The organism is Nonomuraea sp. NPDC050783, assembly GCF_040802095.1.
In the GTDB taxonomy this organism is placed as follows: domain Bacteria; phylum Actinomycetota; class Actinomycetes; order Streptosporangiales; family Streptosporangiaceae; genus Nonomuraea.
In genome coordinates, this window is sequence record NZ_JBFAHK010000009.1 from 211,669 (window position 1) to 234,698 (window position 23,030).

The 23,030-nt window shown below is 71.6% G+C and carries 19 protein-coding genes; 4 read left to right on the plus strand and 15 right to left on the minus strand.

Going from position 1 to position 23,030, the window contains the following annotated elements; all coding sequences use genetic code 11:
• Positions 1-82: 82 nt before the first annotated feature.
• The 3 genes from AB0H75_RS25385 to AB0H75_RS25395 all read left to right on the plus strand — a co-directional run bounded on the left by AB0H75_RS25385 (position 83) and on the right by AB0H75_RS25395 (position 4,857).
• Positions 83-1,264 (plus strand): PP2C family protein-serine/threonine phosphatase, encoded by a 1,182-nt coding sequence (locus tag AB0H75_RS25385; RefSeq protein WP_367800079.1) that lies wholly within the window; start codon positions 83-85, stop codon positions 1,262-1,264.
• A 61-nt stretch (positions 1,265-1,325) separates the two neighbouring features.
• Positions 1,326-2,489 (plus strand): histidinol-phosphate transaminase, encoded by a 1,164-nt coding sequence (locus tag AB0H75_RS25390; protein ID WP_367800081.1) that lies wholly within the window; start codon positions 1,326-1,328, stop codon positions 2,487-2,489.
• 85 nt (positions 2,490-2,574) lie between these two features.
• A complete protein-coding gene (locus AB0H75_RS25395; protein ID WP_367800083.1) occupies positions 2,575-4,857 on the plus strand; it encodes an ATP-binding cassette domain-containing protein in 2,283 nt (760 codons plus the stop codon).
• Between the two features lie 3 nt (positions 4,858-4,860).
• Here the strand turns inward: AB0H75_RS25395 and AB0H75_RS25400 are convergent, their stop codons facing one another.
• Both AB0H75_RS25400 and AB0H75_RS25405 read right to left on the minus strand, forming a co-directional pair.
• A complete protein-coding gene (locus tag AB0H75_RS25400) occupies positions 4,861-5,724 on the minus strand; it encodes a hypothetical protein (RefSeq protein WP_367800085.1) in 864 nt (287 codons plus the stop codon).
• A gap of 33 nt (positions 5,725-5,757) precedes the next feature.
• Positions 5,758-6,666: an LD-carboxypeptidase gene (locus AB0H75_RS25405; protein ID WP_367800087.1), complete on the minus strand. Its 909-nt coding sequence runs from the start codon at positions 6,664-6,666 to the stop codon at positions 5,758-5,760.
• Positions 6,667-6,742: 76 nt separating this feature from the next.
• Here AB0H75_RS25405 and AB0H75_RS25410 point away from each other — a divergent pair, with 76 nt between their 5' ends.
• Positions 6,743-7,624, plus strand: a complete 882-nt coding sequence (locus AB0H75_RS25410) for a sulfotransferase (protein WP_367800089.1) — start codon at positions 6,743-6,745, stop codon at positions 7,622-7,624.
• Here the strand turns inward: AB0H75_RS25410 and AB0H75_RS25415 are convergent.
• The 13 genes from AB0H75_RS25415 to AB0H75_RS25475 all read right to left on the minus strand — a co-directional run bounded on the left by AB0H75_RS25415 (position 7,596) and on the right by AB0H75_RS25475 (position 22,936).
• Entirely contained in the window at positions 7,596-9,482 is a 1,887-nt protein-coding gene (locus tag AB0H75_RS25415) for an ABC transporter ATP-binding protein (protein ID WP_367800091.1), read from the minus strand. The two genes, AB0H75_RS25410 and AB0H75_RS25415, sit on opposite strands and share 29 nt — an antisense overlap.
• 142 nt (positions 9,483-9,624) lie before the next feature.
• Positions 9,625-10,446: an enoyl-CoA hydratase/isomerase family protein gene (locus AB0H75_RS25420; protein ID WP_367800093.1), complete on the minus strand. Its 822-nt coding sequence runs from the start codon at positions 10,444-10,446 to the stop codon at positions 9,625-9,627.
• A gap of 126 nt (positions 10,447-10,572) precedes the next feature.
• The gene (locus AB0H75_RS25425) at positions 10,573-10,788 is read right to left on the minus strand and encodes a helix-turn-helix domain-containing protein (RefSeq protein WP_125642298.1); all 216 of its coding nucleotides are present in this window, start codon (positions 10,786-10,788) and stop codon (positions 10,573-10,575) included.
• Positions 10,789-10,901: 113 nt separating this feature from the next.
• Positions 10,902-12,500: a ribosomal protection-like ABC-F family protein gene (abc-f, locus tag AB0H75_RS25430; RefSeq protein WP_367800095.1), complete on the minus strand. Its 1,599-nt coding sequence runs from the start codon at positions 12,498-12,500 to the stop codon at positions 10,902-10,904.
• A gap of 143 nt (positions 12,501-12,643) precedes the next feature.
• On the minus strand, positions 12,644-15,346 hold the full coding sequence (locus AB0H75_RS25435) for a Tat pathway signal sequence domain protein (protein WP_367800097.1): 2,703 nt from the start codon (positions 15,344-15,346) through the stop codon (positions 12,644-12,646).
• A complete protein-coding gene (locus AB0H75_RS25440; protein ID WP_367800099.1) occupies positions 15,343-16,266 on the minus strand; it encodes a carbohydrate ABC transporter permease in 924 nt (307 codons plus the stop codon). Before AB0H75_RS25440 ends, AB0H75_RS25435 begins: the two co-directional genes overlap by 4 nt.
• Before the next feature lie 13 nt (positions 16,267-16,279).
• Positions 16,280-17,263, minus strand: coding sequence for an ABC transporter permease (locus AB0H75_RS25445; RefSeq protein ID WP_367800101.1), 984 nt, complete (start codon positions 17,261-17,263; stop codon positions 16,280-16,282).
• Positions 17,264-17,321: 58 nt separating this feature from the next.
• Positions 17,322-18,845 carry an extracellular solute-binding protein gene (locus AB0H75_RS25450; RefSeq protein ID WP_367800103.1) on the minus strand — a complete coding sequence of 508 codons (1,524 nt, stop codon included), beginning with the start codon at positions 18,843-18,845 and terminating at the stop codon, positions 17,322-17,324.
• 29 nt (positions 18,846-18,874) lie between these two features.
• Positions 18,875-19,504, minus strand: coding sequence for a YesL family protein (locus AB0H75_RS25455; protein WP_367800104.1), 630 nt, complete (start codon positions 19,502-19,504; stop codon positions 18,875-18,877).
• A gap of 125 nt (positions 19,505-19,629) precedes the next feature.
• On the minus strand, positions 19,630-20,292 hold the full coding sequence (locus AB0H75_RS25460) for a DUF1961 family protein (RefSeq protein ID WP_367800105.1): 663 nt from the start codon (positions 20,290-20,292) through the stop codon (positions 19,630-19,632).
• A 32-nt stretch (positions 20,293-20,324) separates the two neighbouring features.
• The gene (locus AB0H75_RS25465; protein ID WP_367800107.1) at positions 20,325-21,344 is read right to left on the minus strand and encodes a LacI family DNA-binding transcriptional regulator; all 1,020 of its coding nucleotides are present in this window, start codon (positions 21,342-21,344) and stop codon (positions 20,325-20,327) included.
• 175 nt (positions 21,345-21,519) lie between these two features.
• Complete coding sequence (locus AB0H75_RS25470) at positions 21,520-22,269, minus strand: MEDS domain-containing protein (RefSeq protein WP_367800108.1); 750 nt, start codon at positions 22,267-22,269, stop codon at positions 21,520-21,522.
• Positions 22,270-22,372: 103 nt separating this feature from the next.
• Positions 22,373-22,936: a TetR/AcrR family transcriptional regulator gene (locus AB0H75_RS25475; protein ID WP_367800109.1), complete on the minus strand. Its 564-nt coding sequence runs from the start codon at positions 22,934-22,936 to the stop codon at positions 22,373-22,375.
• Between the last annotated feature and the right edge of the window lie 94 nt (positions 22,937-23,030).

Genomic DNA, 23,030 nt, shown 5'->3' on the forward strand with positions numbered 1-23,030 from the left:
AAGCGGCCGGATGATGGCGGCCGGAGAAGGGTGAAGGGTTTCCTGCCGGAGGCGTTCGCCGGAGCACCGCCCGCCGTTTCCCGTGCCCGCCGTTTTCCGCGTCCACCCGGCCGGGCACGACCACGGGAAAAGGGGCGACGACGGCACGGAGTGGGGGGCGGCCGTGGCGAACGGCGTTGAACGGCGGCGGGTGGGGCCCTCCCTCCCCGCGCCGGTGTTCGCGGTGGTGCTCGTCGGCGTCACCGTGGCGCTCATCGCGCTCGACGCGCTCACCGGCACGGCGGTGCGCCTGCTGCCGCTGCTGGTCTTCCTGCCCTCCATCGCGGCCGGGCTCGGCAGCGTGCGGCAGACCGCGTTCGCGTCCGTGTGGGTGGTGCTGACGATGGCCGGCACCTTCGCCTACGTCGGCTCCGAGCCCGGCGACAACATCCTGGCCGCCGGGTTCGCGGCGCTGTTCGGCGTGGCGGCCGTGCTGAGCTGCCGCTACCGGGTGCACCGCGAGGAGGAGGTCTACCGGCTGCGCTCGGCCGCGGCGGCCCTGCAGCGCCAGATCGTCCGCCCGCTGCCCCTGGCCACCGGCGACGTGCTGGTCGACGGCCTCTACCAGCCGGTCGAGGAGGACGCGATGGTGGGCGGCGACCTGTACGAGGTGGCCGCCTCCCCCTACGGCACCCGCGTGCTCATCGCCGACGTGCAGGGCAAGGGCCTGCCCGCGATCGGCACCGCCCTCGCCGTGCTCGGCGCCTTCCGCGAGGCGGCCTACCGGGAGGCCACGCTGCTCGGGGTCGTGGACGCCATGGAGTCCGCCGTGGCCCGGCACAACATGGGCGCCACCCGCTCCGGCGAGCCCGAGCGCCTGGTGACGGCCCTGGTGCTGGACATCGACCGCGACCCCGAGGTCGAGGCGGTCAACTGCGGGCACCTCACCCCGTACGTCATCCACGACGGCCGCGCCCGCCAGGCCCCGCTCGGCGAGCCCGCCGTGCCGCTCGGCCTGGCGGGGCTGGCCCCCGAGCCGCGCCACGCCATCCGGTTCGCCTTCCCCCGCGGGGCGACGCTGCTGATGTGCACCGACGGCGTCACCGAGGCCCGCGACCCCGGCGGCGCGTTCTACCCCCTGGGGGCGCGCCTGGGCGGCTGGGCCCGCCGGCCGCCCGCCCGCCTGGCCGAGACCCTCGGCGCGGACGTGCGCCGCTTCACCGGCACGGCCCCGCGCGACGACATCGCGATCCTGACGGTGAGCAGGACCCGCGAGATTTCATGAACCACTCGCCCCGGACGCGCGTACCTCCACACATCGGACACGTGTGTTCCATGGAGGTGTCGTGGAGCTGAGCCTGCTGCGTACACAGGCGCACAGCCCGTCGTACTTCTCACTGTTGCGCGGCTCGGCCGGAGAGCGCGCCCCGGTGGATTTCTGCATACCGTGCAACCCGTACTTCCCGACGCCGGAGATCTTCGAGCACCTCGGGAGGAACCTGGAGACGATACTGAAGTTCTACCCGAGCGACGCCGGCACGATCACCGCCGAGCTGTGCGCCACGCTCGGCCTGCACCCGCAGACGGTCGCGATGGGCAACGGCTCGACCGAGCTGATCACCTGGATCGACCACCTGCTGGTGCGTGAGAGCCTGGCGGTGCCGATCCCGACCTTCGGCCGGTGGACCGACCAGCCGCTGGAGACCGGCAAGCGGGTGGACATGTACCCGCTGCTGGAGAGCCGCAACTTCTCCCTCGACGTCAACGACTTCGTCTCCTTCGTCCGGGTGCGCGGCTCGCGCGTGGCGGTGATCTGCAACCCCAACAACCCCGACGGCGGCTACCTGCCCAAGCACGAGGTCGTCCGGCTCATGGACGAGCTCATCGACCTCGACCTGGTGATCGTGGACGAGTCGTTCGGCGAGTTCGTGGACGCCGAGCCGTACCCGGGGGTGGCGGCCGAGGCCGCGGTGCGGCCGAACGTCATCGTGCTGCGCAGCCTGGGCAAGAACTTCGGCCTGCACGGCGTGCGCTTCGGTTACATGGTCGCCAACCCGGCGCTGGCCGGGCGGGTGCGCGACGCGCTGCCGAAGTGGAACCTCAACTCCTTCGCCGAGGTCATGGTGTTCATGATGAAGCAGTTCGGCGCCGAGTACCACGACAGCCTGCGGCGGCTCGGCAACGACAGGCGGGCCATGTACCAGCAGCTCAGCACCATGCCCGGGCTGTCGGTGTTCGCCTCGCAGGGCAACTTCCTGCTGGTCAAGCTGCCCCCCGGCCACGACGGGGTGCCGCTGCGCGACCACCTGCTGACCGAGCACGGCGTGTACGTGCGCGAGTGCGGCAACAAGCTCGGCACCACCAGCCAGTTCCTGCGCCTGGTGGTCCGCCCGCAGGAGGACGTGCGGCGGCTGCTCATCGGCATGACCCAGTTCCTGTACTCGGGCAGCCTGCACGAGATCCCGGTCATCGGCCTGCACCACCGGCACGCCAATCCCTTGTCCGCCTGACGGGAGGCGCGGGGGCGTCCGGGACGTAGTAGTCTGTCCCGGCTAACTCCTTACGCCCTAAGTAATCCCGACGACAAGGGGTCCCGTGGTTCCCACCGACCGCCACGACCACACCGCCGCCGACGGCCACGACCTCATCCAGGTCCGTGGCGCCCGGGAGAACAACCTCAAGGACGTCTCCCTCGACCTGCCCAAGCGCCGCCTGACCGTCTTCACCGGGGTCTCCGGCTCCGGCAAGTCCTCCCTCGTCTTCGACACCATCGCCGCCGAGTCGCGCCGGCTCATCGACGAGACCTACAGCGCGTTCGTGCAGGGCTTCATGCCGAGCCAGGCCCGCCCCGACGTGGACGCCCTGCACAACCTCAGCGCCGCGATCATCGTCGACCAGGAGCGCCTGGCCGCCAACGCCCGCTCCACCGTGGGCACCGTCACCGACGCGCACACCATGCTGCGCATCGTCTTCAGCCGCATCGGCGTCCCTCACGCGGGGCCCGCCTCCGCCTTCAGCTTCAACCTGGCCGAGGGCATGTGCCCGGAGTGCGAGGGGCTGGGCAGGGCGTCCGAGATCGACGTGGACGCGCTGGTGGACCGGGAGCTGTCGCTCGACGAGGGGGCCGTCAAAATCCCCGGGTTCCCGGTGGGCAGCTGGCCCTGGCAGGTCGTGGCGAACTCCGGCCTGTTCGACCCGGCCGTCAAGCTCAAGGACTTCACCGAGCAGCAGTGGCAGGACCTCCTCCACAAGCCCGCCACCAAGATCAAGTACGGCACGAACACCTTCACCTACGAAGGGCTCGCCGTCCGGGTCCGGCGGGCGTACCTGGGCAAGGACCGCGAGTCGCTGCAACCGGCGGCCCGCGCCTTCGCCGAGCGGGCGCTCAAGCTGACCGCCTGCCCGGCCTGCGGCGGCTCCCGGCTCAACGAGGCCGCCCGCGCGGCCAGGATCAACGGCCGCAACATCGCCGAGTGCTCGGCCATGCAGGTGGACGACCTGGCGCGGTTCGTCCGCGGCATCGGCGACGCGGCCGTCGGGCCGGTGCTGGACGGGCTGCTGGCCACGCTCGACTCGCTGACCGGCATCGGCCTGGGCTACCTGAGCCTGGACCGGGAGTCGGGCACGCTGTCGGGCGGCGAGGCGCAGCGCGTCAAGATGGTGCGCCACCTCAACTCCAGCCTCACCGACGTCACCTACGTCTTCGACGAGCCCACCGCCGGGCTGCACCCGCACGACGTCCAGCGCATGAACGAGCTGCTGCTGCGGCTGCGCGACAAGGGCAACACGGTGCTGGTCGTCGAGCACAAGCCGGAGACCATCGCCATCGCCGACCACGTGGTGGACCTCGGCCCCGGCGCGGGCGCCGGCGGCGGCCAGATCTGCTACGCGGGCGACCTCGACGGCCTGCGCGCCTCCGGCACCCTCACCGGCCGCTACCTCGGCCACCGGGCGCGGCTGCGCGAGCGGGTCCGCACGCCCGCCGGGCACCTGCGCGTCGAGGGCGCGAGCCTGCACAACCTGCGCGACGTCTCGGTGGACGTGCCGCTCGGCGTGCTGACCGTGGTCACCGGCGTGGCCGGATCGGGCAAGAGCTCGCTCATCCACGGGTACGTCGCCGGGCGCGAGGGCGTGGTCGTGGCCGACCAGTCGCCGATCCGCGGCTCGCGCCGCAGCAACCCGGCCACCTACACCGGCCTGCTCGACCCGATCAGGACCGCCTTCGCCAAGGCCAACGGGGTCAAGGCGAGCCTGTTCAGCGCCAACTCCGAGGGCGCCTGCCCGGCCTGCAAGGGCATCGGACTCATCTACACCGACCTGCAGATGATGGCCGAGGTGGCGTCGGTGTGCGAGAAGTGCGAGGGCAGGCGGTTCACGCCGGAGGTGCTGACGTACACGCTGCGCGGCAAGAACATCAGCGAGGTGCTGGCCATGCCGGTGGCCGAGGCCGCCGCGTTCTTCACCTCGGGGCAGGCCAGGGAGATCCTGGCGCGGATGTCCGCCGTGGGGCTCGGCTACCTGGGGCTGGGGCAGCCGCTGACCACGCTGTCGGGCGGCGAGCGGCAGCGGCTCAAGCTGGCCATCCACATGGCGCGGGGTGGCACGACGTACGTGCTGGACGAGCCCACGACCGGTCTGCACCTGGCCGACGTGGACCAGCTCCTGGCGCTGCTCGACCGGCTGGTGGACGACGGCAACTCGGTCATCGTCATCGAGCACCACCAGGCGGTGATGGCGCACGCCGACTGGATCATCGACCTCGGCCCAGGGGCGGGCCACGACGGCGGCCGGGTGGTCTTCACCGGCACCCCGGCCGAGCTGGTCGCGAGCGGCGACACGCTCACGGCCGCGCACCTGCGGGAGTACGTGAAGGGGTGAGCCTCAGGCGGCCAGGCGGGCCAGGACCTTCGCGAACTCCGGCGGAGGTGCCACCACCAGGCGCGTCTGGCCGCCGCGGGCGACGATGTCGGCCCTGATGAGGGTCAGCCGCCCGCCGTGCCACCAGTAGACCTGCGAGCTGAGCCCGCCGGTGCGGGCGGCGTGCACGCGCAGCCGCTCGATGGCGCGCACCACGCCGATCCCGTCCACGGGGTGCACGAGCAGCGTGTACGGGTCCGGCAGCACGACCAGCGCCCCGTCCCGCGGCAGCGGCAGGTGGTCGGCCAGCCAGCGCAGGTGGGTCGCGGCGGCGGGCGTCGTCCCGGTCAGCCGGGTGACCGGCGTGCCGGACAGCTCGATGATCTCGGCCGACAGCCGCTCCTCGCGGCGCACGTTCTCCACGGCCAGGTCCAGCGCCCGCGCCGTGGGGACGGGCCAGCACCCGGCCTCCTCGGGCCGCACCGGCCGGCCGCCGACGGTCAGCAGCTCCACCAGGTCGGCGTTGAGGTGGCGGCCCACCACGCGGGTCAGGTCGGCCAGCTCGTCCACCGACTCCACGCGGGTGCGCAGCAGGGGCGCGGCCTGCCGCAGGTCGCACACGTCCACCTGCTCGCCGGCGGTGGCCACGGCGTGCGCCAGGTGCTCGCTGACCAGCACCGGCCAGTCCTCCCTGGCCCGCCGTCCGGCCTCGCGCCGCAGCCCGGTGAGCCGGACGGTCAGGGTCGTCTCGCCCCGCAGCGTGACCGAGCCGCCGTCGTGGGCGAACTCGCAGGTGAAGCCCCGGGACTCGGCGACCAGCGCGAGCAGCGAGTCGAGGTCCGCGTCCGCCGCCGGCCTGCTCGGGGGCTCCCTCCTGAACAAGCTCACGCGCTGTGTCCCTTTCTTCCGGATTCGTCCCTCCTAGGGTGCCCGCTCCCCGTCGCGGATCTGACCAGCCAGCGAGCACGATTCGGTATCGATAACCCCAAGTTCGCCCAGCCAGAGGCTCATCTGCGGCGAGCCGTGCCCCGCCGGGAGCCCGGCCAGCACGGGCACGCCGAGCGGCACGAGCCGGTCCCGCAGCACCGGGTACGGATCGCCGCACCCCACCCACGACCCGAGCGCGATCCCCCGCACCCCGTCGAACACCCCGGCCTGCAGCAGCTGGGTGAGCATCCGGTCGATCCGGTACGGCTCCTCCCCCACGTCCTCCAGGAAGGCGATGCGCCCGGCGAACGACGGCTGCCACCGCGTCCCGCACATGGCGGCCAGCAGCGACAGGTTGCCCCCTGACAGCTCGCCCTCGGCCCGGCCGGGCACCAGGACCAGCTCGCCCGGCACGGGCTCCTGCGTGCCGGACAGGGCCGCCCGCAGGCTCGCCCAGGTGCGCGGCTCGGGGCCGTCCTCGCCGCCCAGCAGGTCGCAGGCCGGCATCGGCCCGTGCAGGGTGGGCACCCCCAGCTCGACGGCGAAGGCGTTGTGCAGCGCCGTGATGTCGCTCGACCCCAGGAGGATCTTGGGGCCGGCCGCGCGCATCGCGTCCCAGTCGAGCAGGTCCAGCAGCCGCCCGGCGCCGTAGCCGCCGCGGGCGCAGAACACCGCGGAGACGGCCGGGTCGCACCAGGCGGACTGCAGGTCGGCGGCGCGGGCGGCGTCCTGGCCCGCCAGATGGCCCAGCTCGTGCCGGTCGAGCACGTGCGGGCCGGCGACCACCTTCAGCCCGAGGTCCTCCAGCCGCCGCGTCCCCCGCCGCAGCAGGGTCGCGTCGGGCGGCCCCGACGGCGCGACGATCGCGACCGTGTCGCCCTCGCGCAGATCACTCGGCCGCATCCGGCGACTCCCCGGCGGCGGCCTGCGGCATCATTGGCTCGTTCACCTGGCAAACGGTGTCACACTTGGGTGGCGTATGCGACTTCCGCCCCACATCCTCGTGGTCAACGGCATCAAGGTCCGCCGCCCGGTCTTCCTGCTGGGCGCCCCGCATTCCGGCGCGGACCTGCTGGCCCGCGCCCTCAAGCGCTCCCCGGGCTTCCACGTGACGATGGGCCGGGCGAGCGTGGCGCACGTGGTCTACGCCTTCGCCCGCAGGCCCTCCATCGGCCGCACCTCCGGGGCCGTGCGGGTGCTGCGCGACGCGTTCGCCGAGGCGTGGCAGGTGCTGCCCGGCTCGTGCGGCGAGTGCCCGGCGCCGTGCCGGGAGGCGGGCGGCGTCACCGGCGCGGGGCCGTGCGTGGCCACCGGCGAGGTCGTCCGGTTCGGCGACGGCGGCCCCGACCTGCTCTACAGCGCGCCGGTGCTGCGGCAGGCCTTTCCCGACGCCCGCTTCGTGCAGCTCATCCGCGACGGCCGCGACGTCACCGCCGACATGCTCGCCGACCCGGCGTGCCTGGCCTGGTTCCGGCCGGCGATGCTGAGCGGGCAGACCGAGTTCCCCAACCCCTTCCTCGGCGTCAACAAGGACGAGCACCTCGACCGCTGGAAGGGCATGCCCGCCGCGGGCAAGTGCGCGCTGCGCTGGCGCAGCGCCGTGCGGATCAACGCCGAGCTGCGCCAGGCCCTGCCCGCCGGCCAGCTCCTCACCCTGCGCTACGAGGACCTGGTGCGCGAGCCGGCGCGGGCGGCCGCCGCGCTCGCGGAGTTCCTGGACACGCGGGTGTCGAAGGTCGCGCTGTACGCCCGGGACGCCGGCGTCGGCGCCTGGCGCTCCCGGCTGCGCCCCCCGGACCTGGAGCTGGTGGAGCGGGTGGCCCGCAAGGAGCTCACCCGGCTGGGCTACCTGACGAGCTGAACTGGGTGCGGTACAGCTCGGCGTACAGGCCGCCGCGGGCCAGCAGCTCCTCGTGGCCGCCGCGCTCGGCGACCCGCCCCTCGTGCACGACCAGGATCTCGTCGGCCTCCCTGATGGTCGAGAGCCGGTGCGCGATGACCAGCGAGGTGCGGCCCTCCAGCGCGGTCTTCAGCGCCACCTGCACGGCCGCCTCGGACTCGGAGTCGAGGTGGGCGGTGGCCTCGTCCAGCACCACCACGCGGGGGGCCTTGAGCAGCAGCCGGGCCAGCGCGAGGCGCTGCTTCTCGCCGCCGGACAGCCGGTAGCCGCGGTCGCCCACCACGGTCTCCAGCTTCTCCGGCAGGGACTCGACCAGGTCGCCGATCTGCGCGGCCCGCAGCGCCGCCCAGATCTCCTCGTCGGTGGCCCCCGGCCTGGCGTAGCGGAGGTTGGCGGCGATCGTGTCGTGGAAGAGGTGGGCGTCCTGCATGACCACGCCCACGGTGTCGCGGATCGAGGCGAGCGTGGCGTCGCGCACGTCCAGCCCGTTGATCCGGACGGCGCCCTCGTTGACGTCGTACAGGCGGGAGACCAGCGAGGTGATCGTGGTCTTGCCCGCGCCCGAGTGGCCGACCAGGGCGATCATCTGCCCGGGGCGGGCCGTGAACGACACGCCCTTGAGCACCGGCTGCGAGGGGCCGGTGTCCTGCCGGGCCACCGACTCCAGGCTGGCCAGGGAGACCTCCTCGGCCGCCGGGTAGCGGAAGTGCACGTCGTCGAAGTCGATCGTCACCGGGCCGTCCGGCACCGGGACCGCGCCGGGCCGGTCGGCCACCATCGGCTTGAGGTCGAGGATCTCGAAGACGCGGTCGAAGCTCACCAACGCGGTCATGACGTCCACATGCACGTTGGACAGCGCGGTCAGCGGGCCGTACAGGCGCATCAGCAGCGCGGCCAGGGCGACCAGCGTGCCCAGCTCGAAGTAGCCGGTGGTCGACAGGACGCCGCCGATGCCGTAGACCAGGGCCGTGGCCAGGGCGGCGACCAGGCCGAGCGCGACGCGAAAGACGGTGCCGTACATGCCGACGCGCACGCCGACGTCGCGCACCCGGGCGGCCCTGGCGCCGAACATCTCGGCGTCGTCCTCCGGGCGGCCGTACAGCTTGGCCACCATGGCGCCGGCCACGTTGAAGCGCTCGGTGGTGACCGAGCTCATCTCGGCGTCGAGCTGCATCTGCTCGCGGGTCAGCGCCGACATGCGGCGGCCGACGTACTTGGCGGGCAGCACGAAGATCGGCAGCAGCACCAGCGCGACCAGCGTCACCTGCCACGACAGCACCAGCATGGCGCCCAGCACCAGGACCAGGCTCACCACGTTGGACACGACGGACGACAGCGTGCTGGTGAGCGCCCGCTGGGCGCCGATCACGTCGGTGTTGAGCCGGCTCACCAGGGCGCCGGTCTGGGCGCGCATGAAGAACGCGACCGGCATGCGCTGCACGTGGTCGAACACCTCGGTGCGCAGGTCGTAGATCAGGCCCTCGCCGATGCGCGCCGAGAACCAGCGCTGGAGCAGCGTCAGGCCGGCGTCCACCAGCGCCAGCGCGCCGATCGCCACGGCCAGCCCGATCACCACGCCGGTGCGCCGCGGCAGGATGCCGTCGTCGATGATCGCCTTCATCAGCAGCGGGTTGGCGATCACGATCACCGCGCCCACCACCACGAGCAACAGGAACGCGACGATCTGCCGGGTATAGGGGCGCGCGTACCCGGCGATGCGCCGCACCGTGCCGGGGCGCAGCCGCTGGCCGGTCACCGAGTCGTCGCGGCGCAGCGACATCATCACCTGGGGCCCGAAGCCCCCTCCACTCATCGCCATCCGGGGGATCCTCCTCCCCCGGACACAGCGCCGGGTCCCGCGCGCGGATTCCCCGATCAGCTCAGCGCGAAATATCCCCTTCGCGGAGCCGTCCCGTGGCGCGGGTCAGCCGAACAGCCGCGGAGCCGTCCCGTGGCGCGGGTCAGCCGAACAGCGCCTTGATGCGGGCGGCCTGCTCCAGCCCCTCGGCGACGCTCTGCTCCTCCAGCGTGCGGGCCCGCGCCCCCTGGAGGAGCCGCTTGGTCGCGGCGGCCGCGTCCCGGTTGGTGGACAGCAGCTCCGCCGCCTTGTCACGCACGGCCCGGTCCAGCTCGCCCAAGGGGACCACCTGCTCCGCGAGGCCGATGCGCGCGGCCTCCTCGGCGCGCACGACTCGGGCGGTCAGGCAGATGTCGATCGCCTTGGCCAGGCCGACCAGCTCGACCAGCGGCTTGGTCCCGGTGAGATCGGGCACGAGCCCCAGCGCGGGCTCCTTCATGCAGAACTTGACGTCGTCGGCCACGATGCGCAGGTCGCAGGCGAGCGCGAGCTGGAACCCCGCGCCGATCGCGTGCCCCTGCACCGCGGCGATGGAGACGATCTCCGGACGGCGCAGCCACAGGAACCCCGCCTGGGCCTGCCTGATGCTGTGCTCGAAGCCCGCCTCGCCGCTCCTGGCGGCCGAGCTGAACGAGCCCTGTCCGGGCACCCCCTCTGGTGTGAACATCCGCAGGTCGATCCCTGCCGAGAAGGACGGTCCCTCACCTTTCACGACGACGACGCGCACCTGCCCGGGCAGGCTCTCACCGATCCGGGCCAGTGCCGACCAGGTCGCGAACGTCTGCGCGTTGCGTTTGTCCGGCCGGTCCAGCGTGATCGTCGCTATCTCACCGTCCACCTCGAAGCGAAGCCCGCCCTCCGCCGAACGCTCGGCAGAGACGTCTTCCGTGTGCCCCCCGTGCTGTCGCGCCTGCGCTTCCGCCATCGCCCGCTCCCGGTCTCCGAAGTGCTGTCCCGTCGCGCCCGAGCCTACAGAATATCGTTCTGGCCCGGGCGCGACGGCTGGCTGACTAGGGACGGGCGGCTGCGGTCGCACGTTCCGAGGCGGCCGTCAGCGCTTGGACTTGCCTCGGGTCGCCCCGCCGCGCCCGCGCAGAGTCACGCCGGACTCGCTCAGGATGCGGTGGATGAACCCGTAGGACCGGCCGGTGGAAGCGGCCAGAGCGCGGATGCTCTCGCCCTGGGCATAGCGCTTCTTGAGATCGCCGGCCAGTTTCTCCCGGTCGGCCCCGGTGACCCGGGTGCCCTTCTTCAGTGTCTCGGCCACGAGTACCTCCTGTAGTGCCGGACTTCCGCAGCGTTACTCCGCCATGATCAGTCATTTCAGCGGGATCGGCTACCTACTCCACGGGAAAAGATCCGTACCCACTCAAATTAAGATCAGGCAAGTGCCACAAGATCGGAAAATTCGTCGCTCCATGCGTCTTCGGTTCCGTCCGGTAGCAAGATCACCCTATCCGGTGACAGGGCGTCAACGGCACCCTCGTCATGGGTGACCAGGACGATTGCTCCTGAATACGACCTCAGAGCGTTGAGGACCTGCTCGCGGGAGACGGGATCGAGGTTGTTCGTGGGCTCGTCGAGCAACAGGACGTTGGCGCTGGAGAGCACCAGCATGGCCAGGGCGAGGCGGGTCTTCTCGCCGCCGGACAGGACGCCGGCGGGCTTGTCGACGTCGTCGCCGGTGAACAGGAACGAGCCGAGCACCTTGCGCAGCTCGGTGTCGGTGAACTCGCCGCCCGCCGAGCGCATGTTCTCCAGCAGCGTGCGGCCGGCGTCGAGGGTCTCGTGCTCCTGCGCGTAGTAGCCGATCTTCAGGCCGTGGCCGGGCCTGATCTCGCCGGTGTCGGGCGTCTCGATGCCGCCCAGCAGGCGCAGCAGGGTGGTCTTGCCGGCGCCGTTGAGGCCCAGGATGACGACCCGGTGACCTCGGTCGATGGCCACGTCGACGTCGGTGAAGACCTCCAGCGAGCCGTACGACTTGGACAGGCCCCTGGCCATGAGCGGGGTGCGCCCGCACGGCTGCGGGTCGGGGAAGCGCAGCCGCGCCACCTTGTCGGAGACGCGCTCCTCCTCGGTGGAGGCGAGCAGGCGGTGGGCGCGGCGCATCATGTCCTGGGCGGCCTTGGCCTTGGTGGCCTTGGCGCGCATCTTGTCGGCCTGCGCCAGCAGCGCGCCGGCCTGCTTCTCGGCGTTGGCGCGCTCGCGCTTCCTGCGCTTCTCGTCGGTCTCGCGCTGGGCGAGGTACGCCTTCCAGCCCACGTTGTAGTGGTCGATCACGGCGCGGTTGGCGTCCAGGTGCAGGACCTTGTTGACCGTGGCTTCAAGAAGGCCGACGTCGTGGCTGATGATCACCAAACCACCTTGATGGCTGCGCAAAAAATCACGAAGCCAGCCGATTGAGTCCGCATCTAGGTGGTTTGTCGGCTCGTCAAGAAGGAGAGTTTCGGCGCCACTGAATAGAATTCGGGCCAATTCCACGCGCCTGCGCTGACCGCCGGAAAGCGTTTGCAACGGTTGGCCGAGCACCCGGTCCGGCAATCCGAGGCTGGAGGCGATCGAGGCCGCCTCCGACTCGGCGGCGTACCCGCCGAGCACGTGCATCTGGTCCTCCAGGCGGCCGTAGCGGCGCACCGCCCGCTCGCGGGTGCGCTCGTCGGCGGAGGTCATGCCGAGCTCGGCCTCGCGCAGCTCGCGCAGCACCTCGTCGAGGCCCCGGGCGGACAGGATGCGGTCGCGGGCCAGCACCTGCAGGTCGCCGGTGCGCGGGTCCTGGGGCAGGTAGCCGATCGAGCCGCTGGTGGTGACCGAGCCGGCGGCCGGCAGGGCCTCGCCGGCCAGCACCTTGGTCAGCGTGGTCTTGCCGGCGCCGTTGCGGCCGACGAGCCCGATCTTGTCCCCCGGGTTGACCCGGAAGGAGGCCTTCTCGATGAGCAGGCGCGCGCCCGCGCGCAGCTCGATATCATTAGCGATGATCATGGTGGCGGAAACACTCCCGAGCTAGGAAACGAGGGTTATGGGCGTGCTACGCCTGATCAATCGGGAGTGCGCATACGATCAGTGTAGGGCTCCGGGCTGGAGCTCCACCTCTGGTTAACGCCCCGCCGGGCCCGTCCCTTCCCTCAGGGTCCCTTCTCCGGGCCCGCCTCCTCCAGGTGCTCGGCGATCAGGGCCAGGTTGTGGATGGCGGCCAGGCCGTACTGCGCGGCGTCGTTGGTGCTGACGAACGCCGCCTCCCGCACGGGGGCCAGGACGTGCGGGCCGTCCACGAGCGTCAGCTCCCACGTCTCCTGCCGTTGCAGCGGGTTGGTGTTGAGCTGGTCGCCCTCGTCGCGGGCGAACCTGCGCCAGGCCCAGGCCGCCAGCTCCGCGTCGCCGGTCCGGGCCGCCGCGTACGCCGTCAGCCGGCTGTGCGCCTGGATCAGCGAGATCCCGTCGAGCCGCCGCCCGACCTCCGCCTCCTGCTGCTCGGGGGTGGCCAGGTAGAGGCGGCAGTACTCCAGCCACGCCCGCTCGAAGCCGGGCACGTCCACCAGGTCGATGAGCTCGGCGCAGATCTCCGGCAGCCCGAACAACGACGACAGGTGCGAGACCGCGATGTCGTCCGCCGAGGTGTCGAAGCGGCCGGTGGCCAGGTCCAGCCGGGCCTCGCCGGTCAGGAAGCCGCGCGGCAGCGCGCCGATGTCGGCCATCGTGCCGAGCAGCCGGTCCCTGGCCCGCTCGTCGCCGTGCCGCTCCCAGCGGGTCAGCCAGGCGGCGGCCAGCGCGCCCCAGTCCGTGCCGAGCCCGACCGACAGCGCCGACGGGTCGGGAGTGTAGACGTCCTCGCGGACCTTGCGCCGCGGATCGACCACCGTGAACGTCTCCTCCGGCGCGCTCAGCTCGTCCAGCAGGTCGCCGGTGCGCTCGTCGGCCGTGAGGTAGTGGTAGAAGCGGCGGTAGGCGGCGTTGGAGATGCGCACCTGCTTGCAGCTGCACCCCCAGTGCTGCACGTTGTGCCGGCTGCCCAGGCCCTTCCAGCGGCCCAGGTGGTAGACGTCCACCTCGCCGGTGTGGCGGGTCATCGCCTCGGCGAAGCGGAAGACGTCGGCGCGGCCGGTGCGCAGGTACTGCAGCCACAACCACAGGTCCGGCGACAGCTCGGAGTTGTCCCAGGCGTAGCCGCCGACGTCGTAGCGCCAGGTGTGCCGGTCGGCGTCGTAGGTGTGCATGACGTCGCCGTAGTCCCAGAACCCGTACCAGCGGCGCTGCTCGCGCTCGCGGACGTACAGGTCGAACAGGAAGTCCAGGCGGTCCTCGATCGCGGCGCGGGCGGGCGTGGAGCGGTCGGGCGGCTCCCAGACGCCGAACACGCCCGCCTCGCGCAGCCGGGCGGGCGCGGCGGTCAGCAGGCCGGGCTCGTTCATGGCGGCGGCGAAGCCGGCCAGCTCCCCGGCGGAGGGCGTGGCGCCGAGGGCGCGCAGGGTCAGCTCGTGCGTGCGCGCGATGCCGCGCGGGTCGCCGAAGCCCGGCTCGTAGTCCTCGTAGGTGATCGCCAGGCCCTCCAGCTGCTCGGCGAAGGTGTCCTGGCCCATGCCGTCGTGATAGAAGCGCAGGTCCATGGCGGGCGCGGACGGCGACCACAGCCAGACGGTGACGGTGGCCGACCCGGCGGCGGCGTTCCTGACGTCGAGGCGGGTGGGGTGCAGCCGCCAGAAGTCGCGCAGCCCGAAGCCCAGCCCGCCGCTCACGCCGCCGAGGTAGCCGTAGCCGGCCGAGCGGGTGCCGGCTGGGACCGTCACCCAGGCGTGGCCCTCGGCGGTGCGCTTGCGCAGCGTGAAGCCGTCGGCGGAGGACTGGTCGAGGGTGTGGTCGTTCCAGGCGGGCACGAGGTGCAGGCGGCTCGCCACCTCGGGGGCGAGCTCGCCGCAGGGCAGCCCGGCGACCTGGTTGCGGCGGGCGCTCTCGCCGGGGTCCAGGCGCAGCCCGGTCAGGCCGCGCACGGCCTCGGTGAGGAAGCCGCCGGACCCGGCCAGGCGCACGTGGCGGTCGTGGAGCTCGTCGCGCATGACGACGTCGGCGCGCAGGCCGAGCCCGGCCAGGAAGTCCCGCTCCGGATCGCCGTCCCAGACGAACGTGTGCAGGATCCGCACCGCCTCGGCCCCGGCGTGGAAGTACAGCCGGACCGAGAACGGCAGCCGGCCACCGTGATGCCCACCGTGGTGCCCACCGTGGTGCCCACCGTGGTGCCCACCGTGGCTCCCACCGTGGCTCCCACCGTGGTGCCCGTCGAGGCGGACGACCGCGCGCACCGGGCCGTCCTGCTCGACCGTCACCCGCTCGACCAGGCCGGTGGCCTGCTCGCGGGGCGGCGCGGCGCCCTCGTCGGGGGTGGGGCCGGCCTGGTGGAGGCTGACCAGGCGGACGTCCCTGGCGATCTCCCTGGTGCTCCCGGCCGTGTGACGCGCGATCGAGCGGGCCAGCGTGGGGCCGGACTCCTCGATCGTCCAGGTGACCACGCCGGTCGTGACGGCCAGCGCGCCGCCGTCGCGGGTGACGGTGACGGGGGTGGCGGGCGCGGCGGGCGCGCGGCCGGGCTCCAGGCGGTACCCCGCGGCGGCCGGGCCGGCGCCGGCGGCGTGGGCGGACCACTTGACCGAGCCGTCCGGCCAGGTCGCGCTCACCCAGCTCTGCACGGGCACGTCGCGGCCGGCCTCGTCGGTCAGCGCGAACGGCGTCCCCGGCGCGACCGCGCCGCGCGGCCACGGGACCCCCCAGGTCACCCCCTGGTCACCCGGCCGGTCCAGCCAGCGCAGCGCGGTCGCCCGGGCTCCTTCGGCGGTCATTCCTTGACGCCCCCGATCAGCACGCCCTTGGCGAAGTGCTTCTGCAGGAAGGGGTAGAAGAGCAGGATCGGCAGCGTGGCCACGACGACGACCGCGAACTTCAGCCCTTCCACCGGGAAGAACACCGTGTCCAGCGCGCTGATGGCGTTGGCCGCGTCGGGGCTGGTGAGCTGGCGCACCAGCACCTGCAACGTCCACTTGCTGCTGTCGTTGACGTACAGCAGCGGCGACATGTAGTCGTTCCAGATGCCGACGGCGTAGAACAGCGAGAACGTCGCGATGATCGGCTTGGACAGCGGCAGCACGATCTTGAAGAACACCCCCAGCTCGGTGCAGCCGTCGATGCGCGCGGCCTCCTCCAGCGCCTGCGGCAGCTCCTGGAAGAACGACTTGACGATGATCAGGTAGAACGGGTTGATCGCCAGCGGCAGGATCAGCGCCCAATAGCTGTCCAGCAGGCCGAGGTCGCGCACCACCAGGTAGGTGGGGACGATCCCGCCGCCGAAGACCAGCGTGAAGACCACCAGGTTCAGCACCAGCGCGCGGCCCGGCAGGTACCGCTTGGCCAGCGGGTACGCCATGGTGAAGGTCAGCAGGAGCTGCACCACCGTGCCGACGGCCGTCACCCCGACCGTGGTGAGCAGCGCCCGGATCATGGTGTCGTTCTCGAACATGTACGCGTACGTGCTGGTGACGAACTTCTCCGGCCACAGGAAGAACGGCCGGGAGGCGATCTCCGCCTCGCTCGCGAAGGACCCCGCCAGCACGTAGAGCAGCGGCAGCACGGTGACCAGTGCCACCCCGCCGAGGAAGAGGATGTTGAGCGTGTCGAAGATCCGGCTGCCGGCCGAGCTGTAGTGCCGGATCGGCGTGCCGGGCTCGCCGGTGGTCGTGGCAGAGCCGGTGGTCGTGGCAGACATGTCCGGGCACTCCTTAGAACAGTCCGCGCTGGCCCAGGCGCTTGGCCAGCCAGTTGGAACCGAAGATGAGCACGACTCCCGCCACGCCCTTGAACAGGCCGACCGCGGTGGCGTAGCTGTAGCCGCCCTGCTGGACGCCGACGTAGTAGACGAAGGTGTCGAACACGTCCGCGACCGAGCGGTTCAGCGAGTTGGTGAGCAGCCAGATCTGCTCGAAGCTCTGGTCGAGCAGGTTGCCGGAGGTCAGGATGGCCATGACCACGATCGTGGGCCGGATGGCCGGCAGCGTGACGTGCACGAACTGGCGCCAGCGGCCGGCGCCGTCCATGCGGGCCGCCTCGTACAGGTTGGGGTCCACCCCGGCCAGCGCCGCCAGGTAGATGATCGTGCCCCATCCGGAGGTCTTCCAGATGAGCTGCAGGACCACCAGCGGCCGGAACCACTCCGGCCGGGCCAGGTAGTCGACCTTGGGGCCGCCCGTCAGGCCGTGGATCCACCCGGCGACGACCCCGAAGTCCACCGAGAACAGCAGGTACGTCAGGGAGAAGACGATCGTCCACGACAGGAAGTGCGGGATGTAGATCAGCGACTGCACGTACCGCTTGTAGACGCTCACCCGCAGCTCGTTGAGGAGCAGGGCCAGGACGATCGGCGCGGGGAAGACGAAGACCGCCGTCAGCAGCGCGAGGAACAGCGTGTTGAACAGCAGGCGCCCGAAGTCGGGCCCGGTGAACAGCTCCTCGAAGTGCTTGAGGCCGACCCACGGGCTGCCGGAGTAGCCGAGGAACGGCACGAAGTCCTGGAAGGCGATGGTCAGGCCGTACATCGGCAGGTACTTGAACAGCGCGAAGTAGGCCAGGCCCGGGATGAGCATCAGGTACAGCCAGCGGTAGCGCCGCATCGCGACGCCCAGCCGGATCCTGCCGGGCGCGCCCTCGGGCGAGCGCCCGGCCTTGCGGGCCGCCTTCGCGGAAGGTGGCGCCAGGTCGGTGGCCACAGCGGCCTCCTCTCGCGGGAGAGGGCCCGGCTGGTCCGGGCCCTCTCGGTCGGGTCGGTCAGCCGCCGAGGTTGGCGATGGCGGTCTGGAGCTCGGCCAGGATCTGCGTGCCCCCGCCGTCGTACCAGCGCTTGAACTCGGCCTTGGTCTGCTCCTCGGTCAGCTCGCCCGCCAGGTACTTGATCCGGGCGTCGGTGGGGATCGGGTTGAGCGTGGCCCCCTTCTCCACCGCGGTCTTCGAGATCACCGGCAGCGACGGGTCGTGGACGGCGGTCTGCAGGTCGAGGTTCATCAGCTCGTCGCGCTGCTTGAGCCACGCCCTCTCGGCCTCGCTCTCGCGCGTCCACTCGTACGCCTCGCCGGCCACGCCGAGGCTGGCGGTCGTGCCGAGCTGGATGAACGCCTTCTCGACGTCGTTGTTGATCGTCTTGATCGCCGGGTCCTGCTCGTTGATCTTCACGGCGAAGCCGTCCTCGACCTTGAAGTTGCGGCCCTCGATCCCGTTGTTGACCAGGACCGCGCCCTCCTTGGACGCCAGCTTGTCCAGCGTCCGGAGCACCGCGTCGAGCTGCTGCTCGGTCCGGACGTTCTGCTTGGAGATCGCCACGATGCCGTTGAAGCCCGTGAACGGCAGGGAGAACTTCTTGCCGTCGGGGCGCTTGAGGTTGCCCACCATCGCGACCTTCTGGTCGTAGGTCTTGGGGTCGAGCTCCTTGAACAGGTCGTAGAGCTGGCCGGCCCGCACGTTGACGTCGATGATGATGCCGCCCTTGCCCTGGACGAACGGGTCGTTCCACTTGCCGGTGTCGAAGGTGGCCCAGTCCGCGTTGACCAGGCCCTCGTCGATGAACTTCTTGATGTACTTCTGGGCCTCCCAGAACTCCGGCACGTCGAACTCGGGGACGAGCTTGCCGTCGCGCATGCCGTAGTTGTTGGGGGTGCCGAACCAGACGTCGATGGCGTTGTAGGGGCTGGAGGCGGCGAAGCCGGTGCCGGGCCACTTCGGCAGGATCATGCCGTAGGTGTCCTTCTTGCCGTTGCCGTCCGGGTCCTTCTCCGTGAACGCCTTGGCGATCTCGTACAGGTCGTCGGTGGTCTCGGGCAGCTTCAGGTCGAGCTTCTCCAGCCAGTCCTTGCGCAGCACGACGGCCGAGCGCAGCAGCGGGCGCACCCGGTAGATGCCGTAGTTCTTGCCGTCGGTCTTGGAGTTGATCCAGGCCTGCTCGGACTTGGGCTTGAGGTTCGGGTACGTGTCGAGCTTGTCGGTCAGGTCCCAGAACGCGCCCGCCTGCGCCGCCTTGACGAACGAGGCCGCCTTGTTGTCCTGGATGACCATGACGTCGGGGAGCTTGTCCGAGGCGAGCACGACGTTGGTCTTCTCGTTGTACTCGGCGTTGGGCACCCAGGTGATGGCGAGCTTCTTGCCGATCAGCTTCTCGACGGCCTGCTGGATCTCGCCCTTGGGGTTGGGGGCGGTGCCGAACAGGGGGACCATCATGGTCAGCGAGTCGCCGCCGGCCTGGCCCTGCTCACCCCCGCCCGAGCAGGCGGAAGCGAGCAGGACGGCTGATAGCGTTAACAAGCCGGCAGCGAGCCGTGGGCGGAAAGCGCTCATGAGTTCCCTTTCGCAAGCAGGCGCGCCTCGTTCTCCGCGAAGAAGCGCAGGCAGAGCCACGTGTTGAGGTAGATCCACGCGCCGACGCTGACGAGCGGCGCGAGGGCGGGCACCGTCGTGGCGGCGAAGACGATCGCCGCGAGCACGAACAACAGCAGCACGGTCGAGGCCGGCCGCGTCAGCGCCAGCAGTGATGCCTTCGGGATGTACCCCCACAGCGGCAACTCGTAGTGCACGTAGAGCGGCCCCAGGTAGGCCCCGACGGCGGCGAGCGCCACGAGCGCCACGTACGTGACGGCGCGCAGCGCTCCCGCGCCGGACCCGAGAGCGGACAGGTAGAGGTAGTTGCCGGCCAGGACCGTGGCCGCGAGGACCAGGGGCAGGACCAGCAACGAGGCCCGGACGAACTCCCGTCGGTAGACGGACCAGAACGCGGCCCAGACCTGAAACGATTCATGACGATGGTGCCGTCGCGCGAGCGTGTAGGCCGCTACGGTGGCGGGGCCGAGCCCGAGCACCACGCCGCCCAGAAGGGTGAAGACGATCCACAGCAGGTTCAGCCGCGCCACCCAGAAAATCTCCGAGCAGACGGCCTGGACCTTCATCGACATGGCTGGATGGCTCATCCCGCAGCACCTTCTGACGGCGTGTGCGAGGACACGGGGGTGGGCGTTGCACCGTGGTTCCCCTCTCGTTACGAGCGGGTGAACGCCGGTCGGTGGTGCGAAATTAGTGTTGAATCGACTCAAAGTCAATGACGAAAAACGCGGAGATTTCCGTACTCCCCGATGAGCGGAGCCATCTGCCGGAAGCCGATCTTGCCTCCGGCCAGGGCGGGACCCCCGATCGAGCCGTCGTCCACCCAGCGGAACGAGACCAAATCGTTGATGGAGAAGGTGATCGCCGCCCCCTTGACGTCGAGGCGCATCGCGTAGGGGCCGCGGGCGTCCAGCACGCCCGGCAGCGGGTCCGGGCCCTGGGCCACCAGGTGGAAGCCGTGGCTCTTGCGCAGGTTGCAGGTGTGGAGGGCGCGCTCGGACTCCCACATGCGGCGGAAGTAGGAGACGTGGTAGGCGTCGAGGTCGCCGTGGTGGTACTGCTCGTAGGGGCCGGTGCGGGGAGCCAGGGCGGGGTCGAACAGGTCCTCGCCGCGGCGGCCGCGGGCGTGGAAGAACATGATCGCCAGGCCCGGCTCGCGGACCGGCCAGAAGTCCCACTCGATCCGCACGTCGGCGGGGAACTCCTCGGGGCACCACAGCACCAGGTTGGCCGCCTGACCGTCGGCGGGCGGGCGGCGGCTCTCCAGGCGCAGCCTCCCCTGCGGGAAGGACACGGCCCCGTCACCCTCCATCCGGAAACCGGCCAGCTCGGCGGGGGTGGACAGGGGGTTGCGGTAGATCTCCGTGGCGGTCAAACGGGCTCCTTCGCCGGGCGCGACTCAGGGGGTCAGGGGTCGCGGCGCATGGCGCTCGACTTGCGCACCACCAGGTCCGGCTGGAAGATGACCTGCCGGTGCCGGTGCTGCTCGGGCTCGGCGACCTCCTCCAGCAGCAGGTCGATGGCGGTGCGTCCGAGCAGCTCGCGCGGCTGCCTGATGGACGACAGCGGCACCGCGGCCGCCGCCGCGAAGTCGATGTCGTCGTAGCCGATGATGGCCAGGTCCTCGGGCACGCGCAGCCCGTGCGTGGCCATCGCCTGGAGGAAGCCGAGCGCCATCATGTCGTTGGCGCAGAAGGCCGCGGTGGGCCGCTCGCCGGGCGGCAGCGCGGCGACGCGCTCGCCGATGATCCGCCCGCCCGCCACGGTCATCGAGGGCGCGGTGCAGGTCATCAGCTCGACGGCGCCGCCGGCGGCCGCGACGGCGCCGGCGATGCCCGCGTGCCGGTCGGCCACCTGCTTGATGGACGGCGGCCCGCCGGCGAACGCGACGCGCCGGTGCCCGCGCTCGATGAGATGGGCGCCGGCGATCTGCCCGCCGAGCCGGTCGTCCACGGCGACCGAGCACTGCCGCCCGGTGGCCGGGCTGTCGACCAGCACCACCGGCGTGCCGCGGGCGACCAGCTCCTCCAGCCAGGGGTTGTCCATCTCGACCGGGGTGACCAGTATGCCCATCACCCGTTGTTGTTCGAGCTGGTCGAGGTGGCGGCGCTCGCGGCCGGGGTCGCCGGCGCTGTTGCACAGCACCACCATCGTGTCGTGCTCATCGGCGACCGACTCGGCGCCCTGGGCCACGTCCACGAAGAACGGGTTGGCGACGTCGAGCACGACCAGCCCGACGGTCCTGCTGCGGCCCGCCCGCAGGTGGCGGGCCACCTCGTTGCGGACGAACCCGAGTTTCTTGATCGCTTCGAAGACGCGTTCGCGGGTGGCGGGGGATACGATCTCCGGGCGGTTGAGCACGTTGCTCACCGTGCCCACGGAGACCCGCGCCAGCTGCGCGACCTCCTTGATGTTCCTGGTCGCCATCGATCCTCACGAGGCCGTGCTGCTGCAGGTGCATGATTCGCCGCTTTCACGTGGTCCGCGTACGGAGCCCCACGGTGAACTCGGCTCATCATAGCGGGCATCAAGATTCTTTTGAATCGTCTCAAAACCTCAAAACGGTCACAAGGGCACGGTCACCGCTCGCACCGGCACCCGTTCAGCGCAGCTCGCCGAGGACCGGATCGGGGCCGGCGGGCACCCCCTGGATGGTGACGGTCACCCCGGTGTCGGCCAGGCGCCGCAGGTGGGCCTGGGGCACCCGGCTGGTGAAGCCCGCCGTGGCCAGGTCGATCAGCACGCCGGTGTCCGGCGGGAGCACGCTCAGGGCCAGCCGGAGCTGGCTGACGGCGAGGGAGTCGATCTGGCCCTCGACGCGCAGGTTGCCCGCCTCGGCGAAGACGCGGTACTGGGGGGCCGGGCTGCCCGCCGACGACAGCGGGTGGAACGTGGCCAGGTGGCGCAGGCGGTCCACGTCCACCTTGTCGCGGTCGAAGGCGCACAGGCCGGTGACCGCGTGCTCGGACATGAACCGGTCGGCCACGATCTCCCATCGCAGCCACGCCGCCAGCCCCTCCTCGCCGGCGACCAGGGGCGTGTTGTCGGCCGCCACCCTGATCCCGCTGTAGCCGTCGGCCTTCGCGCGGGCCAGCGCGGCGGCGAAGGTGGCGCGCTGGCCGGCCGCGTCCACGACGCCCGAGGGCCCGTAGACCTCCGCGATGCTCGCCACCACCAGGGCGCCGGGGTCGAACCCGCCGCCCAGCAGGGCCGCGGCGTCCGGGGCCGGCTCGGCGCAGACGTACATCATCCGCTCTCCCCTGGCCGCGCCCTCGGCCAGGAACGGCCCGGCGAGCGCGGCGAACTCCTCGGGCCCGGTGAAGGCCCAGCCGATGTGGTCGTGCGGCCTCATCCTCAGGCACTCCAGACGCGGCCCCTGACTACGCATGCCCACCTCGCCTCTCGACCTCGGTACCAGCATCACATCCGGGGACCGGCCGCATCCAGTCATCCGCTCAACCCGCCCCGGCGCGCATGCCGTCGAGCATGAGGCGCAGGTACCGGCCCGGGTCGGCGGCGACGGGCGCGGGGAGCCGGTCGGGGTGGCAGGTGAAGACGTTGAGCAGGTGGACGAGGTCGTCGGCGCCGACGTCCTGGCGCATCGAGCCCTCCGCCTGCGCCCGGCGCACGAGCGCGTCGAGCCGCTCCAGCCAGCCGGCGCGGGCGCGCGCGAAGGAGGCGCGGCCCGTGTACGCCTCCACGGGCAGCTCGGCCAGCGCGGCGGCCAGCGCGGCCCGGCCCGGCTCGGCCGCCCAGGAGACGAACCGCCCGATGGCGCTCCAGGCGTCGGGCACCTCGCCGGCGGCCCGGTCGAGGGCGGCGGCCATGGCGTGGACGTAGTGGTCGCCGACGGCGGCGAGGAGGGCGTGCCGGTCGGGGAAGCGGCGGTAGAGGGTGCCGACGCCGACCCCGGCGCGCCTGGCGATGGCCTCCATCGGCGCCTCGACCCCGCGCTCGGCCATGACCTCGGCCGCCGCCTCGACGATCCTGCCCAGGTTCCGCCTGGCGTCCGCGCGCACGTGGCCTCCCTCCCGCCCGCAAGTGGACGATCGAATTCCGCTTAGTGTAGCGTCGGCGCCAAGCGGAAGCCGAGATTCCGCTTAGGAGGTGTCA

Bases quoted from the DNA above. Each gene is read 5' to 3' on its own strand.
- AB0H75_RS25420 (WP_367800093.1), bottom strand. From the start codon at position 10,446: ATGGCGGAAGCGCAGGCGCGACAGCACGGGGGGCACACGGAAGACGTC.
- AB0H75_RS25470 (WP_367800108.1), bottom strand. From the start codon at position 22,269: ATGAGGCCGCACGACCACATCGGCTGGGCCTTCACCGGGCCCGAGGAG.
- AB0H75_RS25455 (WP_367800104.1), bottom strand. From the start codon at position 19,504: ATGAGCCATCCAGCCATGTCGATGAAGGTCCAGGCCGTCTGCTCGGAG.
- AB0H75_RS25435 (WP_367800097.1), bottom strand. From the start codon at position 15,346: ATGACCGCCGAAGGAGCCCGGGCGACCGCGCTGCGCTGGCTGGACCGG.
- AB0H75_RS25440 (WP_367800099.1), bottom strand. From the start codon at position 16,266: ATGTCTGCCACGACCACCGGCTCTGCCACGACCACCGGCGAGCCCGGC.
- AB0H75_RS25410 (WP_367800089.1), top strand. From the start codon at position 6,743: ATGCGACTTCCGCCCCACATCCTCGTGGTCAACGGCATCAAGGTCCGC.
- abc-f (WP_367800095.1), bottom strand. From the start codon at position 12,500: ATGATCATCGCTAATGATATCGAGCTGCGCGCGGGCGCGCGCCTGCTC.
- AB0H75_RS25415 (WP_367800091.1), bottom strand. From the start codon at position 9,482: ATGGCGATGAGTGGAGGGGGCTTCGGGCCCCAGGTGATGATGTCGCTG.
- AB0H75_RS25405 (WP_367800087.1), bottom strand. From the start codon at position 6,666: ATGCGGCCGAGTGATCTGCGCGAGGGCGACACGGTCGCGATCGTCGCG.
- AB0H75_RS25465 (WP_367800107.1), bottom strand. From the start codon at position 21,344: ATGGCGACCAGGAACATCAAGGAGGTCGCGCAGCTGGCGCGGGTCTCC.